Origin of the sequence: Pseudomonas sp. JAI111, from assembly GCF_024809425.1 — a bacterium.
Lineage (GTDB): Bacteria > Pseudomonadota > Gammaproteobacteria > Pseudomonadales > Pseudomonadaceae > Aquipseudomonas.
Genome location: NZ_JANUCB010000019.1, coordinates 1 through 15,885, shown reverse-complemented (window position 1 = coordinate 15,885; position 15,885 = coordinate 1). Strand labels below are relative to the sequence as shown.

The following is a 15,885-nucleotide window of genomic DNA, read 5'->3' as shown; positions in this document are numbered from 1 at the left end:
TTTACGTGGTGACACCAATGACGCCATCGCGAGCAGGCTCGCTCCCACAAGGGATAAGGCAGACACAGATCTGTAAGGGGAGGTTTGTATGAACAGGACCATCAAAACCAGCGTTGGCGCACTGGTCGTTGCGGTAGCGTTCATCAGCTTCGGCGTCTGGCGCACCGCGCCGCCAAGCATGCTGAGCGAGGTTGCCCTGCCGGACACCTGGAGCGCTCAGAACCTCTCCCGTGACGGTGTGTCGGTGGCGCTCGAGGTCAAGCCATTGGCCGAAGACGGCGTATTGCGTGAAGGCGAGTTTGCCGACGTGCAGTTCCGGGTCACCGATAGCGCCTCGGGCCAGCCGTTGTCGGGGGTGAACCCCGGCGCCTGGCTCGACCCGGAAACCGTCGCCGCCGACCAGGCCCAGGGCCGTGAACAAAGCTGCAAGGCACGGGTCGGGGTGTTCCTCAAATCGAGCATCGGTGCACGGCCGATGCTCGACCTCAACAGCTACTTCCTGTTGGTGATGAACCGCGACGCCAGCGTTTCGGTGGTTGACCCGTCGGTCTCGGTGGGTGGCATCACCAGCACCCTGGCACGCATCGACATCAAGCAGCCGCCGATGGATTGGGTCACCCCCAAGGACAACAAGCGGGTATTCGTCTCCATGCCGACAGCCAATGAAGTCGCGGTGATCGACAGCGCGCAATTCAAGTTGCTCGACTCGGTCGCCGCCGGCAGCAACCCGGTGCGCGTGGCCTTGCAGCCGGACGAGCGCCTGCTGTGGGTGGGCAACAATGCCAAAACCGTCGAGGAATCCGGCGTCACGGTGATCGACGCCCGCAGCCTCAAACCGCTCAAACACTTGGCCACCGGTGCCGGGCACCATGAAATCGCCTTCAGCAAAGACAGCCGTTACGCCTTCGTCAGTAACCGCGACGACGGCACCCTGAGCATTATCGAGATTGCCAGCCTGACCCTGAGCAAGCAGCTCAAGACCGGTTCGCACCCGCTGTCGGTGGCGTACTCGCCGCTGTCCCAGGCGATTTATGTCGCCGATGGCAAGGATGGCACCGTCACCGTGGTCGACACCAGCAGCCTGGCCGTGCGCCGGGTGATCAAGATGAAGCAGGGCTTGGGCCCGATGGGTTTCAGCGCCGACGGGCGTTTCGGCATCGTCCTCAACACCCTGGAAAACCAGGTCGCGGTGATCGATGCAGCCACCGATTCGCTGATCCATGAACTGGACGTGTCCGCCGAACCCTACCAAGTGGTGTTCACCAAGGCGTATGCCTATGTGCGCGGCCTGGCCTCGGCCAAGGTCACGATGATCAACCTGTCCTCTCTCGGAGCCGGTCGCACGCCGATCAGCCAGGGTTTTGAAGCCGGGCCTCAGGCGCCACGGCTGGCCGGTGATTTGCCACTGGCTTCGAGCCTGGCAGTGTCGCGCGATGACAACGCGGTGTTCGTGGTCAACCCGGTGGACAACACCACCTATTTCTACGCCGAAGGCATGAACGCGCCGATGTCCGGTTACCCCAATCGCGGGCAAGTGGCGCGCGCGGCGATGGTCATCGACCGCAGCCTGCGCGAGGTCGAGCCGGGGCTGTACAGCGCGCGGATCAAACTGCCGGCAGCGGGGCGCTTCGACGTGGCGTTCCTGCTCAACCAGCCGAACATCATCCATTGCTTCACTGCGTTGGTGGAGCCGGACAAGAACCTTCAACAGCACGCAGGCGTGCCGAAAGTGGAGTTCATGCTCGATAAGTCCACTGCGGCGCTCGGCAATCCCTACGTGGTGCGCTTTCGCATCGTCGAAGGCAAGCAGAAGGCGCAGCGCAGCGGGGTCAAGGACGTTCAGGTGCGCTATTTCCGCGCCCCGACGTCCCGGGCTCAGCAGGTCGCCGCGCTGGAAGTGGGCAACGGCATTTACGAAGCCCCGGTGAACCTCGACCAGAACGGCGCCTGGTACCTGCACGTGCGTGCGGCGTCCCTGGGCGCGAATTTCGATGACACGACCTTTGCCAGCGTTCGGGTGTTGCCCGGCGATGCCCACTGAAGAGGAAACCGACATGAAGCGATTCGCACACCGTGGGCTGCTGACGTTCTGCCTATTGGCCGCCGGTATCGGTCAAGCCCTGTCGCACTCGGCGGATGAGCATTCCGGGCACGACATGCCGGCCAAGAGCGCGACGTCGGAAAGCGCCCAGGTCAAATTCGCCGACGTCGCACTGGTGGACCAGAACGGTAAAGCGGTGCGTCTTGAAAAGGACCTGGTGACCAACAAGATCGTGGTCATGAGCTTCATCTACACCAGCTGCACCACGGTGTGCCCGGTGGTGTCCTCGATCATGGGCAAAGTGCAGAAACAGCTTGGCGCGCGGGTCGGCGGTGAAGTGCAACTGGTGTCGATCAGCATCGACCCGCAGCGCGATGACGCCAAGCGCCTGAACGATTACGCACGCAGCTTCCAGAACGGCCCGGGCTGGAGCTGGCTGACCGGCAGCGCGCAATCGATCAACGAAACCCTCAAGGGCCTCGGCACCTTCAGCGGTGACTTCAAAAGCCACCAGCCATTGATCCTCGTCGGCGACGGCAACAGCCGCCACTGGACCCGCTATTACGGCTTCACCGATCCGGCCGTGCTGACCCGCCAAGTCGAGAAACTCAGCGGCCAGCGCAACGCCCACGCCAAGCACACCGCCATAGCCATGGAGCAACAGCCATGAAAGCGCTCGCGTTGATCTTCCTTACCATGTGTTTTTGCGTGATCAGCTTCCTGGCGTTTTCCCATGAAGAACACGCAGAACCCGCGCCGTCTGTCGCGGCTGCACCACCGGCGACCGGCACCCATGATGCGAAAACCTGGTTCACCGACACCCCGTTGCAGGACCAGAACGGCAACACCCTGCGCTTCTACAGCGATGCGCTGCAAAACCGCGTGGTGCTGCTGAACGTGATTTACACCAGTTGCACCGATGCCTGTCCGCTGATCACCCGCAAACTCAAGGAAGTGCGTGAGTTGCTGGGCGACAAGGCCGATGGCATCACCTTTATTTCCCTTACCAGTGATCCGCTGCAGGACAGGCCAGCGGTGCTCAAGGCTTACACCTTGAAGCAGGGCGTCGATGGTCCTCACTGGCTTTTTCTTACCGGCGACAAGGCACAAATGGACCTTGTACTGGGGCGCATCGGCCAGATCGTGCCGACCCCCGAGCAGCATTCAACACAGTTGATCGTGGGTGACGTGGCCAACAAACGCTGGAGCAAGATCCGTCCCGATGCGCCGGCTGCCGCCATTGCCCAGCGCTTGCAGTTGCTGACAATGCCCGTGGCCGGTCGTTGAGTCCGGGCCATGAAAATGTCCCTCGTCCTCGGCCTGCTCCTCCTTGGCGGCATCAGCCTTGCCGCCCATGCGTTGCCGCTGAGCCCCAGCGAAAGCGCCGGTAAACGGCTGTACCGCGAAGGGGTGTCGGCGAGCGGTGAGCCGATCATGGCCAGGGTCGGTGCGGCGGATATGCTGCTGCCCGCCACCAGCCTGCCGTGCGCCAATTGTCACGGCGACGACGGCCAGGGACGTCCCGAGGGCGGGGTCAGGCCACCGGACATCAGCTGGTCGCGTCTGTCCAGCAGATACGGTCAGCAGCAGGTCAATGGCCGCGATTACCCGGCTTACACCGAGGGCACGTTGGCCCGTGCGATCCAGGAGGGGCGCGACTCGGCCAACAATCGACTGGACCCGGCCATGCCGCGGTTTGTGCTGTCGATGAATGATCAGCGCAACCTCACGGCCTACCTCAAGCGTGTGGCCGATGACCTTGATCCCGGCCTGAGCGCCGACAGTTTGCACCTGGGTACCTTGTTGCCGCGCCAGGGGCCGTTGAGTGAAGAGGGCGCCACGGTGGCGGCGGTGCTCAGGGGCTGCGTGGCGCGGATCAATGAGGCGGGGGGCATTCATGGCCGGCAATTGCGCCTGACCATCCTCGACCCCGGGCCCGATCGTGCCAGTGCCGAGCAAGCGCTGGAGCGCTTGATCGGGCAGGAACAGGTGTTCGCCCTGATCGCGCCGCTGGCGCCGGCGCTCGACACGGAACTGGTCGAGCGCCTGGAAAGCGCCGGCGTTCCACTGATCGGGCCGCTCTCGCTGCAGGGCTCGCCCCAGGCCAGTCGGCAGATTTTCGAACCGCTGCCGGGCTTGCGTGAGCAACTGTTCGCCTTGGCCGACTACGCCACCAGCAGTTTGCGCGTGCTTCAGGGACCGACGTTGATCACTTACCCGGACGAGCCAAGCCAACGCCTGGCGGCGCAGTCCCTCGGCCAATACCTGCAAGACCACGCCTGGCAGCAAGTGCGGCTGCAACCCTACAACTCCGCGCAGGACGAACTGCCGTTGGGCTCGCGCTCGGTGTTCTACCTGGGCAGCAGCGGCGGTTTCAGCCGACTGGCCGAGCGCTTGCAGACGGCGGGGCAGGTGCCGTACCTGTTCGCGGCGTCGAATCAGGTCGCCGGCGATCTGTTTCAGGTGCCCAGTGATTTTTCCCGGCGGGTGTTTCTGGCGTATCCGTTCGTGCCCAGTGACTGGACGCTGGCTGGACGCCTGGCGTTGACGCAGTTGCGCGAACACCAGGGGCTCGGTGGTGAACACGCTGTGCTGCAGGTCGGCGCCTACAGTTCGATGCTGCTGTTGAGTGAAGGCATGAAGCAGGCCGGGCGCGACGCCAGCCGCGAGAAGCTGATCAACGCCCTGGAAGGCTTGCACGATTTCGACACCGGGCTGACTCCGCTGATCAGCTTCGGACCGGGGCGCCGGCTGGGCTTGAACGGTGCCCATATCGTCACCGTCGATTTGCCCGACCATCGCTTCTATCTGGTGGCTCCTTATAAACCCATTGCCGCGACACCCTGACTGGAGGCCTGACAATGAAACTCAAGGCTTTGTTGATCCTGCTCACGATGTGGGTCCCCGTAGCGTTGTGCAATAACGGTCCGGCTGCCGCACGGGTCAATGGCGAGGAAATTTCCGAGTTTCGCCTGGAGCGCTATTTCGCCGAATTCCTGGAGGACCAGGGGCGGGCAGTGGCCAGCATTCGCAGTCCCAAGGCGTACAAGCAATTGCGCCAGAAAGCCCTGGACGCTCTGATCGACAAGGAGTTGCTGTGGCAGGAAGCGCTCAAGCGCGGGGTGGTGATCAGTGACGAGGTGGTGCAAAACCAGATCGACCAGACTCGCCAGGCCATCGGCGGTGCCGAGGTGTTCGCCCGCCGTCTTGCCGATGCCGGTTTCGATGAGGCCGGTTTTACCGAGTACACCCGCCGCGAGCTGGCCGCGCAGCAGGTGTTTGCCGATCTGGTCCGGGTGGCGGCGCCGGATGAACAACAGGTCCGTGCTTTCTTTGAGGAGCATCGCGCTGAAATGAGCCGCCCCGAACAGATCCAGGCGCGGCACATTTTGATCAAGGTGCCTCAGGGGGCCGATGCCGCCACAGTTGAAGCCGCCCGGCTACGCTTAGAGGAGATGCGTGTGAAAGTCACTCAGGGCGAAGACTTCGCCAGCGTGGCCCGTACCGGTTCCGAAGATACGACGGCCGCGGTTGGCGGAGATCTGGGCTATTTTTCTCGCGGACGCATGATGCCGGCGTTTGACGCCGCAGCGTTTGCCCTGGCCCCCGGCGAGGTCAGCGCACCGGTGCGTACGCCGTTAGGCTGGCATTTGATCTACCTACAGAACCACCAGGAGGCAGCCGATGTCTCAGAAGTTCAGGGACTTGAGATGGTTCGGGCTTACCTCGCCCGACAGCAAAACGCTCAGGCTCGTCTCCAGGTGTTGGCGACGCTTCGATCGAGCAATCGAATCGAGCGGATTGACGATGATTGAAGGTTTCCCCCCAAATGTGGGGAAAGCTTCAGGGGCAATTCCGAGTGCTTCCCCGCCTTTGGGGGATGGAGTTCCTGAGATAAAAGTTTTTTCCACGAAAATCAATAGGTTGTATCGGTCGAAAACCGGCGCTCAGCCTGGCATGAAGTGTGCGTTAGCCTAATCAAGGCGCGTACTCCCAGGCACGAATATCGGACCTGCGGTTTCAAGGAGTCCACCTTGTTAAACAAAGTACTGGTTGTTGAAGACGAACAGCTTCTTGCACAAAACCTCCAGGATTACCTGCAGGCGCAAGCGCTGAACGTCCGGATAGCGCACAGCGGTTACGAAGCGATTGGCGAAGCCGAACGCTTTGAACCCGATGTGATGGTGTTCGATTACCGCTTGCCCGATATGGAAGGCTTTCAGGTGCTCGACGCCGTCCGCCAGAACAGGAAGTGTCATTTTGTGCTGATTACCGGGCACCCCACCGCTGAAGTCTGTGAGCGGGCCCGGGAACTGGGAGTCAGCCATATCCTGTTCAAACCGTTTCCGATGGCGGAATTGGCCCGAGCAGTCTGTGACCTTTTAGGGATGGAGCGCGAACGCCGGGCAGGCGCAAGCCAATCCGAAGGATTCGTCGAACGACGCCAGAGCAGGACCGAAAGTTTCCCGCTGCAGTTGTACGACGGCAGTTGGGTGCTGGCAGATCGTCGACGAAGCACATCGACCTCCATGGCACCAGACGACGAACAATTGCTCACCGGGGAGTAGTGGCGCGACAAGCGGTTCCGGCCTCCACCGAAATTGCTCGCCGCGTCGACAGGGCTCAAAGCCCCCGGCGTTGGAGAGCAAGCCATGGACCGTCTATCCCTTGCCGTAGAACCGGCGCTGTTGGAATGTGTACCGTCCCGTTTTACCAGTGAACAACTGGCCCAGGCCCGGGCCAGGGCGACCAGTTCCGGGGAACGGGTCCTGGAAGCCCTCGGGGTGTTGTGCGAACTGGCCCCCATGCCCTTCATCCAGTGCCTGGGCGCAACCCTGCATTATCCGGTGCTCGACACCGACACGCTGTTCAAGGCCACCCCGGTGTTCGACCGGGTCACCCTGGCCCAATGCCTCAAACGCGAATTTATCCTGCTGCGTCACGACGATGCCGTCATCGGCGTGTTTGCCGATCCCTTCGATACCACGCGCCTGGCCTGGATCGATGACTGCCTGCACGGTGCGCCGCTGTATCTGGTGCATGCCGACGACCTCAAAGCCTACCTGGCTCGTCACGAAGAGAGCTTCCACGCGGTGGAATCGCTCAACGCCCAGGCCGACGCCAACGTCGAAACCGATACCCTGCAAAGCCTGTCCCTGACCAGCATCAGCGAAGACGCCAGCGTCGTCGTCAAACTGGTCAACTCGACCCTCTACGACGCGCTGAAAATGCACGCCAGCGACATCCACCTGGGCACCACCGGCAGCGGCCTGGTGATCAAGTACCGGATCGATGGCGTGCTCAACAACATCAGCAAGATCCAGGGCAGCGAGTTCGCCGAGCAGGTAATTTCCCGGGTCAAAGTCATGGCCGAACTCGATATCGGCGAAAAGCGCGTGCCCCAGGACGGCCGCTTCAAGATCGGCATCAGCGGCCGGCAGATCGACTTTCGGGTGTCGATCATGCCGAGCATTTTTGGCGAAGACGCGGTGTTGCGGGTCCTCGACAAACAGGACCTGGCGGACAAGGTCAGTGGCGTGCAATTGCAGGCCCTGGGCTTTGAGGAAGAAACCCTGCGTGCGCTGCGCCGGCTTGCGGCCGAACCCTACGGCATGGTGCTGGTGACCGGGCCGACCGGCAGCGGCAAGACCACCACGCTGTACGCGATGATCACCGAGATCAACCATGGCGTGGACAAGATCATCACCATCGAAGACCCGGTGGAATATCAACTGCCTGGCGTCCTGCAAATTCCGGTCAATGAAAAGAAAGGCCTGACCTTCGCCCGTGGTCTGCGCTCGATCCTGCGCCATGACCCGGACAAAATCATGGTCGGTGAAATCCGCGACCCCGATACGGCGCAGATCGCCGTGCAGTCGGCGCTGACCGGGCACCTGGTGTTCACCACCATTCACGCCAACAACGTGTTCGACGTGATCGGCCGGTTCACCCAGATGGAAATCGACCCCTACAGCCTCGTCTCGGCCCTCAACGCCGTGCTGGCCCAACGGCTGATCCGGCTGGTCTGCAGCAGTTGCAGCGCGCCGAGCAATCCGAGCGATGAAGAGCTGCGCCAATCCGGCCTCGACCCGCAAAACGTCGACCATTTCCACTTCGTCCATGGCAAAGGCTGCGGCCATTGCCGCGGCACTGGCTATCGCGGGCGTACCGCGATTGCCGAACTGCTGCACCTGGACGACGAGCTGCGGCAGATGATCGTCGAGCGCCAACCCATTTCGAAAATCAAGGCACACGCCTGCAAACGTGGCTTGCGCCTGCTGCGCGAGTCGGCGCTGGAACTGGTTGCAGAGGGGCGGACCACGCTCGAGGAGATCAATCGTGTCACTTTTGTCTCGTGATCGTTATGTCGCCGTGCTCGGCGCCAGTGGTGTCGGCCTCGGTCAGCGCAAGGGCAGTGAAACCCTGTGGCTGGGCAGCGTCGGCTTTATCGACGAAGGCTTCCATGCCTGGGCCGTCGCCCTCGAAACCCTCGACCGCTTGCTGGGCGAACACGCCCCCGCCGGTGCCGAATTGAGCGTGGTGATCTCCGGTCACTTCAGCCGCTTCTGCCTGGTGCCCTGGAGCGAGCAGATCAGCAGCCCCGACGAATTGCTCGGGTTTGCCCAGCTGTGTTTCGAAGACCTTTACGGCGCACCAACGCAACCCTGGAGCATGGTCCTGTCGGCTGAGCCTGCGGGTTACGACCGGATCGCCACCGCGTTGCCCGAAGACTTGCTGGCACGCCTGCGCAGCCTGGTCAGCGGTCGCGGCCTGCGTCTGCGCTCGGTGCAACCGTACCTGATGGCAGCATTCAATCACTTTGATAAAAGCCTCGATGCCGGCGACTTCCTGTTCGTGGTGGCTGAGCCGGTGCGCAGTGTCTTGCTGCTGGCGAGGGAAGGGCGCTGGACTTCGGTGCGCTCGGTCGGCAGCAACGACAGCGACGCTGCACTCAGCGCATTGATCGGCCGTGAAAGCCAGTTGCAAGCCTCCACCAGCGAGCGGCCGCTGAACATTTACCTGCACGCGCCAGCTCGCATCGATGTGCAGCCTGACGTACCCGGTGTGCACCTGCGCACCCTTGAAGAGGACCGGACTGGCGTACGCGATAGTTTGTACGTCATGTCCCGGGCGGTGGCCTGACATGCGCGCCCTGACGCTCGACTTCCAGCCACGCCGCCGCTCGGGCCCATTGGGCTGGAGCCTGCTGGCCGGCGGCGTGGTATTGGTGATGACCTGCTTCATCGCGCAACAACATGTCACCGAACAGGCCTCGCAACAGCAAGGCCATTTGCAGCACGCCCAACGCGTCCTGACCGGCGACACCGGCGCCTCTTCCACCCTGACCCCGGCTGAAACCCGTGAGCAGGCGCAGAACCTGGCGGAGATGCGCAAAGTCTCGCAGCAACTGCGCCGGCCCTGGGAACGCCTGTTCGCCATGCTCGAAGCCATGCCACGCGACAACATTGCCTTGTTGAGCCTGACCCCGGATGCGCGCAAAGGTCAGGTTCGCATTAGCGCCGAAGCGCGTGACCTGGAAGCGATGCTCGACTTCCACCGTCGCCTGGAAGCCAGCGATGAGCTGTCGGATGTGTCGCTGCTCAGCCATGAAATTGTTGTGAAGTCCCCTGAACAACCGGTGCTATTCAACCTGTCGGCTAACTGGGAGATCGGCGATGCGAATCTCTAGATTGATCGTCCACGAATACCTGCAAGGCCTGGGTGTGCCCGGCGTGGCCGGCTTGGCGATGCTGTTGCTGGCACTGGTCTGGGCCCTGGGTGGCCTGATGCCTGACTGGAGTTCGTTGCAAACCCTCACCCAGCAGACCCGCGAAGCCGGCGAGTACCTGGCCAAGGTCGAAGACGGCAGCGTCGCCGCTCCGGTGGTGCCGCAACGTCAGCTCGATGACTTCCGCAGCAAGTTACCGTCGCAGCCACAAGCCACTGTAGCCATCGACAAGATCTACGCGCTGGCGGCCCAGGAACACATCACCCTGGCCCGCGGTGAATATTCGCTGGGCGTCGATCCCAAGACCCACCTGGCGCGTTATCAGATTCTGCTGCCGGTGCGTGGCAGCTACCCGCAACTGCGGCGCTTCCTGCACGCCTTGCTCGGCCAGTTGCCGGCCGTGGTGTTGGAGGACGTGGAGTTCCAGCGTAAAAAAATCGCCGACACCGACCTGACCGGGCGGATCCGCATGACCCTTTACCTGTCGAGGTCATGATGAACACCAAACGCGTAGTGGGTTGGGTGGCGTTCTTCGGCGTATCGGCAGCGCTGACCTGGGGGCCTGATTACTTCATGCCCTCGGAGCAAGGCGATGCGGTAGTCGCGACCAGCGTAACGCCGGCTAAAAGCAAAACCCGTGGCACGTTGCCGGCCACTACGGCCAGTGACAAACCGACCGTGATCAAAGACCTGAGCCCGTCGGGCGATCTGTTCGCCGCCCGCAGCTGGAAAGCGGCACCGACACTGGCCAGCGTCAACGAACAACCCGTTAACCAGACCCCGGTGGTGCAAGTCCCCAGTGCGCCGCCGATGCCTTTCCAGTTCATTGGCAAGCTTGATGATCGTGCCGACCTGCAAGTGTTTTTGCAGAACGGCGAAAAAATATACGTCGTACGCAAAGGGGATGTGATCGACGACACCTGGCGGATCGAGGGGATTTCCGATGTGGAACTCCGCTTTGTCTATTTGCCTCTGCATTTGTCCCAGACATTGTCTGTGGGGAGCGCGCAATGAACAGATCCCGTTTGCTGATGAACCTTTGCATGTGTGCAGGGCTGGCTGCGTGCAGCTCGGCGCAGGTTGCCAAGCAGGAAGGGACAGACCTGATGGAGTCGGGTCAATACGAAGCCGGCCTGGCGCGTATCCAGGAAGGGCTCAAGGAAAATCCTCGCGACACCGAACTGCACCTGGCCCTGACCAGCGGCCGTGCCCGTGCGGTGACAGCGTTGTTGACCCAGGCCGAAATGGACCGCGCCCAACGTGATTTCGCCTCTGCCCGCCTGACCTATGGCCGGGTGTTGACCTTGGAACCGAACAACCGCCGGGCCCAGGATGGCCTGCGCCAGCTGGAGCACATGCGCAGCCTGGACGACAAACTCGAACTGGCCCGGGGCGACCTGCGTCGCGGCGACATCTACGGTGCCGACCGCCAGGTCAAACAGATCCTCGAACTGGACCCCAAGAATGACGGCGCCCTGGAGTTGCAAGGCAATATCCGCCTGGTGCAAAGCCGCAACGTGATTCCGTATCCGCAACTGCGCACTCGCCTGGACCGGCCGGTGACCCTGGAATTTCGCGACGCCAACCTCAAAACCATTTTCGAAGTGCTGTCCCAGGTCGCCGGTTTGAATTTCATCTTCGACAAGGACCTGCGCCCGGACATGAAAGCCACCATCTTCGTGCGTGACGTGCGCATCGAAGACGCCGTGGAACTGCTGCTGCAACAGAACCAGCTGCATCAGAAAGTGGTGAATGAAAACACCTTGCTGATCTACCCCGACTCGCCGCAAAAGCTCAAGGACTATCAAGAGCTGGTGATGCGCACGTTCTACCTGACCAGCATCGACGCCAACACCGCGTTGAACATGATCAAGACCATGCTCAAGACCCGCGATGTGTTCGTCGATGAGCGCCTCAACACATTGACCATGCGCGACACCGAAGACGCCGTGCGCATGGCCGAAAAACTCTTGCAATCACAGGACCAGTCCAACCCGGAAGTGGTGTTGGAAGTGGAGGTAATGGAAGTCGCCACGCAACGGATTCTCGACCTCGGGCTGCAATGGCCAAACACCTTCGGCGTGGTCAACAGCGACGGCTCGGCCGTGACGCTGCTCGATCAACTCAAAGGCATCAACTCCAGCCGGATCACTATTTCGCCGTCGCCCCAGGCCAAGATCAACGCGCAGGACAACGACATCAACACCCTGGCCAGCCCGGTCATTCGCGTCAGCAACCGCGAGCAGGCGCGCATCCACATCGGTCAGCGTGTGCCGATCATTAGCGCCACCTCGGTGCCTTCGACCCAGGGCCCGGTCATCACCGAAAGCGTCACCTACCTGGACGTCGGTCTGAAACTGGAAGTACAGCCGACCGTGCACCTGAACAACGAAGTGGCGATCAAGATCGCCCTCGAAGTCAGTAACGCCACGCCGCTGGAACCGACCCGCCAGGGCACGATTCCAGTTCAGGTCGACACCCGCAACGCCCAGACCACGCTGCGCCTGCATGACGGCGAAACCCAAATCCTCGCCGGCCTGATGCGCAACGACCACGGCGCCACGGGTAACAAGATTCCGGGCCTTGGCGACATCCCTGGCCTGGGCCGTCTGTTCGGCAGCAACAAGGACACCGTCGGCAAGTCCGAACTGGTGCTGTCGATCACGCCGCGCGTCGTGCGCAACCTGCCGTACCAGAGCCCGTCGGACATGGAGTTCACCACCGGCACTGAAACCAGCATGCACATCCAGGCGCCGGACCGCCAGATGGAAACACCGATCCAGAATGAACACATCGATCGGCCGGTGGCTTCGGCCACGACCACTGTCGTCGTTGAGAAACGCTGATCATGAACGCCTCGCAACGTGGTTTTACCCTGATTGAAGTCGTGGTGACGCTGGCCCTGATCGGCCTGCTGGCCGGCATGGCCGCGCCGCTGACCGAGACCGTGGTGCGCCGGGGCAAAGAGCAGGAATTGCGCACGGCGCTGTACCAGATCCGCGACGCCATCGACGCCTACAAACGCGCTTTCGACGCCGGTTACATCGAGAAGTCGCTGGAAAGCAGCGGCTATCCACCGAACCTGAAAGTGCTGGTCGACGGCGTGCGTGATGTGCGCAGCGCCAAGGGCGCCAAGTTCTACTTTCTACGGCGCTTGCCGCACGACCCGCTGACACCGGTCAAGCGTGACGACAACGGTGGCTGGGGCTTGCGCTCCTACGACAGCACGGCTGAAAACCCGCGTGATGGCGAAGACGTCTTCGACGTTTATTCCCATGCGCGCGGCAAGGGTCTCAACGGCATCGCCTACCGGGAGTGGTGAATCATGCGTCGGCAAAAGGGTTTTACCTTGCTGGAACTGATGGTGGTCATGGCAATCATCGCAACCTTGATGACCATTGCCTTGCCGCGCTATTTCAACAGCCTCGAGGCCTCCAAGGAAACCACGCTGCGCCAGAGCCTGTCGGCCATGCGCGAAGCCCTGGATCACTACTACGGCGACACCGGGCGCTACCCCGATTCCCTGGAACAACTGGTGGAGCAGCGTTACCTGCGCAACCCGCCGACGGACCCGATTGCCGAACGCAAGGACACCTGGGTGCTGGTCGCGCCACCTGACGGCGTGGCGGGCGGGGTGGCCGATATCAAAAGCGGTGCCACAGGGAGGGCGCGTGATGGCAGCCTTTACTCCGAGTGGTAAGCCTTCTGACGAGGCCGGGTTCACCTACCTGGGCGTGCTGTTCCTGATCATGTTGATGGGCATGGGCCTGGCCAGTGCCGGTGAGTTGTGGGCGACCGCCGCGCGCCGGGATCGCGAACGTCAGTTGCTGTGGGTCGGCACTCAATACGCCCAGGCATTGCGCAGCTACTACCGCAGTTCGCCGGGGCTGGCGCAGTACCCCAAAGAGCTGGAAGACCTGTTGCAGGACGAGCGTTTTCCTACGCCTAAACACCATCTTCGGCAGCTCTATCCGGACCCGATCGGCGGCGGGGAATGGACGTTGATGCGCGGCTTCGACGGACGTATCACCGGACTCAACAGCCCGTCCACGGACCTGCCGCTCAAGCAGACGGATTTCCCCAGCCAGTGGTCGGACTTCACCGGCATGGCGAGCTACACGGACTGGCAGTTTGTCGCCGAGAAAGCCTTCCTCGACGGCACTTCCGGTCCGGTGAAAAACCAGTCCACCTTGCCGCAGGCGTTGTCGCCATGAACCGGCAGTGGCTGGCAGCCATGGTCCTGGCGTGTGTGGCGACGCTCGCCAGCGCCGGTGAAGAGGACGAGATGCTCGGCTTCATCATCGATGACACGATTTCGCACATCGGCCACGACTTTTATTACTCGTTCAGTGAACGCCTGCGCGCCACCAGCCCGATGGATTTCAACCTGGTGGTGCGCGAACGGCCTTCGGCGCGCTGGGGCAGCCTGGTGACCGTGGAATATCAGCAACGACTGGTTTATCGGCGCTTCCTGCCGCCGAACACCGTGGAACTCAAGGATGAGGCTTATGACGCCGCTGACTGGGTTCGCGGGCAGATTGTGCAGCGCAAGCTGGAAACCTTGTTGCAGGACACGACGGACCTTGAGAGGGACGAATTATGAAAACGAAAACGTTCTTGCAGTGCACCGCAGGCTTACTGCTCGGGCTCGGAACTCATGCTCTGGTCCAGGCCACGGAGCTGGTCTACACCCCCGTCAACCCCTCGTTCGGCGGCAACCCGTTGAACGGCACCTGGCTGCTCAACAACGCTCAGGCGCAAAACGATTTTGACGATCCAGACCTGAAGAAGCGCACAACGGTACCCGGGACTTCGGCACTGGAGCGCTTCACCAGTCAGTTGCAATCGCGGTTGCTGGGGCAGCTGCTGGACAACATCTCCACGGGCAATACCGGGAGCCTGTCCACCGACGCTTTTATTGTCAACGTCGTCGACGACTCCGGAGCGCTGACCATTGAAGTCACGGACCGAGCGAGCGGTGAGGTTTCGGAAATTCGGGTGAATGGCCTGGCCCCTTGACGGGGATTTGGGTCGATGGGGAGTTAAGGATATGAAAAAAATAATAGCGCTAGGGCTGATGTTGGCGGCATTACAAGGGTGCAGTTTGCGTGACACGATGCCAGCCGAACAGGACACCGAATCACCGACCCTGACACCTCGGGCGTCGACCTATTACGATTTGCTGAACATGCCGCGTCCCAAGGGCCGGTTGATGGCGGTGGTGTACGGTTTCCGTGACCAGACCGGGCAGTACAAACCGACTCCGGCCAGTTCGTTTTCGACCAGTGTGACCCAGGGTGCGGCGAGCATGTTGATGGATGCGTTGCAGGCCAGTGGCTGGTTTGTGGTGCTGGAGCGGGAGGGGCTGCAGAACCTGCTGACCGAGCGCAAGATCATTCGTGCTTCGCAGAAGAAGCCTAATACGCCGGTGAATATCCAGGGTGAGTTGCCGCCGTTGCAGGCGGCGAATCTGATGCTGGAGGGCGGGATTATTGCGTATGACACTAACGTGCGCAGTGGTGGGGAAGGGGCGCGGTATCTGGGGATCGATCTTTCTCGGGAGTATCGGGTGGATCAGGTGTCGGTGAATCTTCGTGCGGTGGATGTTCGCAGTGGGCAGGTGTTGGCGAATGTGATGACGAGCAAGACGATTTATTCGGTGGGCCGTAGTGCCGGGGTGTTCAAGTTTATCGAGTTCAAGAAGTTGCTTGAGGCTGAGGTGGGGTATACGACGAACGAGCCGGCGCAGTTGTGTGTGTTGTCGGCGATCGAGGCGGCGGTGGGGCATCTTTTGGCGCAGGGGATTGAGCGGCGTTTGTGGCAGGTGGCGGGGGATAGTTCTTCGCCGGATAACAATGCGACGCTGGATCGGTATTTGACTCAGAACAAGGTTGTGCCTGAGGGGGAGGAGTAAGCCGTGGCGGCCTTCGGGCCGACCATGCTCTTTCGGGTGTACCCCGTCCAACTGTGGGAGTGAGCCTGCTCGCGATGGCGGCCTGATAGCCGACCAGTCTCTTTCGGGTGTACATATCCGTTGCTGCGGTAACGGCGGCTTAGGGTTTCGCCCTTATGTATGGACTCGCCCACACTGACTACCTGCTTTTCAAACACTGCT

General features: G+C 61.7%; 18 protein-coding genes. All 18 read left to right on the top strand.

Annotated elements, in window-relative coordinates; genetic code table 11:
* The first annotated feature begins 88 nt into the window (after positions 1-88).
* The 18 genes from HNR03_RS31590 to HNR03_RS31505 all read left to right on the top strand — a co-directional run bounded on the left by HNR03_RS31590 (position 89) and on the right by HNR03_RS31505 (position 15,684).
* On the top strand, positions 89-2,041 hold the full coding sequence (locus HNR03_RS31590; protein ID WP_259158375.1) for a cytochrome D1 domain-containing protein: 1,953 nt from the start codon (positions 89-91) through the stop codon (positions 2,039-2,041).
* A 13-nt stretch (positions 2,042-2,054) separates the two neighbouring features.
* Entirely contained in the window at positions 2,055-2,711 is a 657-nt protein-coding gene (locus HNR03_RS31585) for an SCO family protein (protein ID WP_259158373.1), read from the top strand.
* A complete protein-coding gene (locus tag HNR03_RS31580; RefSeq protein ID WP_259158372.1) occupies positions 2,708-3,328 on the top strand; it encodes an SCO family protein in 621 nt (206 codons plus the stop codon). The genes HNR03_RS31585 and HNR03_RS31580 overlap by 4 nt, the downstream gene beginning before the upstream one ends.
* Before the next feature lie 9 nt (positions 3,329-3,337).
* Complete coding sequence (locus tag HNR03_RS31575) at positions 3,338-4,888, top strand: ABC transporter substrate-binding protein (RefSeq protein ID WP_259158371.1); 1,551 nt, start codon at positions 3,338-3,340, stop codon at positions 4,886-4,888.
* Between the two features lie 14 nt (positions 4,889-4,902).
* Complete coding sequence (locus HNR03_RS31570; protein ID WP_259158368.1) at positions 4,903-5,856, top strand: peptidylprolyl isomerase; 954 nt, start codon at positions 4,903-4,905, stop codon at positions 5,854-5,856.
* A gap of 219 nt (positions 5,857-6,075) precedes the next feature.
* Complete coding sequence (locus tag HNR03_RS31565; protein ID WP_208667715.1) at positions 6,076-6,609, top strand: response regulator; 534 nt, start codon at positions 6,076-6,078, stop codon at positions 6,607-6,609.
* A gap of 84 nt (positions 6,610-6,693) precedes the next feature.
* A complete protein-coding gene (locus tag HNR03_RS31560; RefSeq protein ID WP_090182681.1) occupies positions 6,694-8,400 on the top strand; it encodes a GspE/PulE family protein in 1,707 nt (568 codons plus the stop codon).
* Positions 8,381-9,184: a hypothetical protein gene (locus HNR03_RS31555; protein ID WP_222585913.1), complete on the top strand. Its 804-nt coding sequence runs from the start codon at positions 8,381-8,383 to the stop codon at positions 9,182-9,184. The genes HNR03_RS31560 and HNR03_RS31555 overlap by 20 nt, the downstream gene beginning before the upstream one ends.
* Position 9,185: 1 nt before the next feature.
* Positions 9,186-9,731 carry a PilN domain-containing protein gene (locus HNR03_RS31550; RefSeq protein ID WP_259158364.1) on the top strand — a complete coding sequence of 182 codons (546 nt, stop codon included), beginning with the start codon at positions 9,186-9,188 and terminating at the stop codon, positions 9,729-9,731.
* A complete protein-coding gene (locus HNR03_RS31545) occupies positions 9,718-10,266 on the top strand; it encodes a type II secretion system protein M (RefSeq protein ID WP_222585915.1) in 549 nt (182 codons plus the stop codon). The genes HNR03_RS31550 and HNR03_RS31545 overlap by 14 nt, the downstream gene beginning before the upstream one ends.
* The gene (locus HNR03_RS31540; protein ID WP_222585916.1) at positions 10,266-10,784 is read left to right on the top strand and encodes a hypothetical protein; all 519 of its coding nucleotides are present in this window, start codon (positions 10,266-10,268) and stop codon (positions 10,782-10,784) included. Before HNR03_RS31545 ends, HNR03_RS31540 begins: the two co-directional genes overlap by 1 nt.
* The gene (locus HNR03_RS31535) at positions 10,781-12,616 is read left to right on the top strand and encodes a secretin N-terminal domain-containing protein (RefSeq protein WP_222585917.1); all 1,836 of its coding nucleotides are present in this window, start codon (positions 10,781-10,783) and stop codon (positions 12,614-12,616) included. The genes HNR03_RS31540 and HNR03_RS31535 overlap by 4 nt, the downstream gene beginning before the upstream one ends.
* A 2-nt stretch (positions 12,617-12,618) precedes the next feature.
* The gene (locus HNR03_RS31530; protein ID WP_259158361.1) at positions 12,619-13,092 is read left to right on the top strand and encodes a type II secretion system protein; all 474 of its coding nucleotides are present in this window, start codon (positions 12,619-12,621) and stop codon (positions 13,090-13,092) included.
* Positions 13,093-13,095: 3 nt separating this feature from the next.
* The gene (locus tag HNR03_RS31525; RefSeq protein WP_090182691.1) at positions 13,096-13,470 is read left to right on the top strand and encodes a type II secretion system protein; all 375 of its coding nucleotides are present in this window, start codon (positions 13,096-13,098) and stop codon (positions 13,468-13,470) included.
* Positions 13,445-13,984, top strand: coding sequence for a type II secretion system protein (locus HNR03_RS31520; protein WP_090182693.1), 540 nt, complete (start codon positions 13,445-13,447; stop codon positions 13,982-13,984). Before HNR03_RS31525 ends, HNR03_RS31520 begins: the two co-directional genes overlap by 26 nt.
* The gene (gene csgE, locus HNR03_RS31515) at positions 13,981-14,373 is read left to right on the top strand and encodes a curli production assembly/transport protein CsgE (protein WP_259158356.1); all 393 of its coding nucleotides are present in this window, start codon (positions 13,981-13,983) and stop codon (positions 14,371-14,373) included. The genes HNR03_RS31520 and csgE overlap by 4 nt, the downstream gene beginning before the upstream one ends.
* Complete coding sequence (locus HNR03_RS31510; RefSeq protein ID WP_259158353.1) at positions 14,370-14,789, top strand: curli assembly protein CsgF; 420 nt, start codon at positions 14,370-14,372, stop codon at positions 14,787-14,789. The genes csgE and HNR03_RS31510 overlap by 4 nt, the downstream gene beginning before the upstream one ends.
* Before the next feature lie 31 nt (positions 14,790-14,820).
* A complete protein-coding gene (locus HNR03_RS31505; protein WP_259158351.1) occupies positions 14,821-15,684 on the top strand; it encodes a CsgG/HfaB family protein in 864 nt (287 codons plus the stop codon).
* The last annotated feature ends 201 nt before the right edge of the window (positions 15,685-15,885 follow it).

Coding starts and splice junctions, on each gene's coding strand:
- HNR03_RS31550 (WP_259158364.1), top strand. CDS start 9,186: ATGCGCGCCCTGACGCTCGACTTCCAGCCACGCCGCCGCTCGGGCCCA.
- csgE (WP_259158356.1), top strand. CDS start 13,981: ATGAACCGGCAGTGGCTGGCAGCCATGGTCCTGGCGTGTGTGGCGACG.
- HNR03_RS31525 (WP_090182691.1), top strand. CDS start 13,096: ATGCGTCGGCAAAAGGGTTTTACCTTGCTGGAACTGATGGTGGTCATG.
- HNR03_RS31570 (WP_259158368.1), top strand. CDS start 4,903: ATGAAACTCAAGGCTTTGTTGATCCTGCTCACGATGTGGGTCCCCGTA.
- HNR03_RS31505 (WP_259158351.1), top strand. CDS start 14,821: ATGAAAAAAATAATAGCGCTAGGGCTGATGTTGGCGGCATTACAAGGG.
- HNR03_RS31510 (WP_259158353.1), top strand. CDS start 14,370: ATGAAAACGAAAACGTTCTTGCAGTGCACCGCAGGCTTACTGCTCGGG.
- HNR03_RS31580 (WP_259158372.1), top strand. CDS start 2,708: ATGAAAGCGCTCGCGTTGATCTTCCTTACCATGTGTTTTTGCGTGATC.
- HNR03_RS31545 (WP_222585915.1), top strand. CDS start 9,718: ATGCGAATCTCTAGATTGATCGTCCACGAATACCTGCAAGGCCTGGGT.
- HNR03_RS31590 (WP_259158375.1), top strand. CDS start 89: ATGAACAGGACCATCAAAACCAGCGTTGGCGCACTGGTCGTTGCGGTA.
- HNR03_RS31560 (WP_090182681.1), top strand. CDS start 6,694: ATGGACCGTCTATCCCTTGCCGTAGAACCGGCGCTGTTGGAATGTGTA.
- HNR03_RS31540 (WP_222585916.1), top strand. CDS start 10,266: ATGAACACCAAACGCGTAGTGGGTTGGGTGGCGTTCTTCGGCGTATCG.
- HNR03_RS31535 (WP_222585917.1), top strand. CDS start 10,781: ATGAACAGATCCCGTTTGCTGATGAACCTTTGCATGTGTGCAGGGCTG.
- HNR03_RS31530 (WP_259158361.1), top strand. CDS start 12,619: ATGAACGCCTCGCAACGTGGTTTTACCCTGATTGAAGTCGTGGTGACG.
- HNR03_RS31585 (WP_259158373.1), top strand. CDS start 2,055: ATGAAGCGATTCGCACACCGTGGGCTGCTGACGTTCTGCCTATTGGCC.
- HNR03_RS31520 (WP_090182693.1), top strand. CDS start 13,445: ATGGCAGCCTTTACTCCGAGTGGTAAGCCTTCTGACGAGGCCGGGTTC.
- HNR03_RS31575 (WP_259158371.1), top strand. CDS start 3,338: ATGAAAATGTCCCTCGTCCTCGGCCTGCTCCTCCTTGGCGGCATCAGC.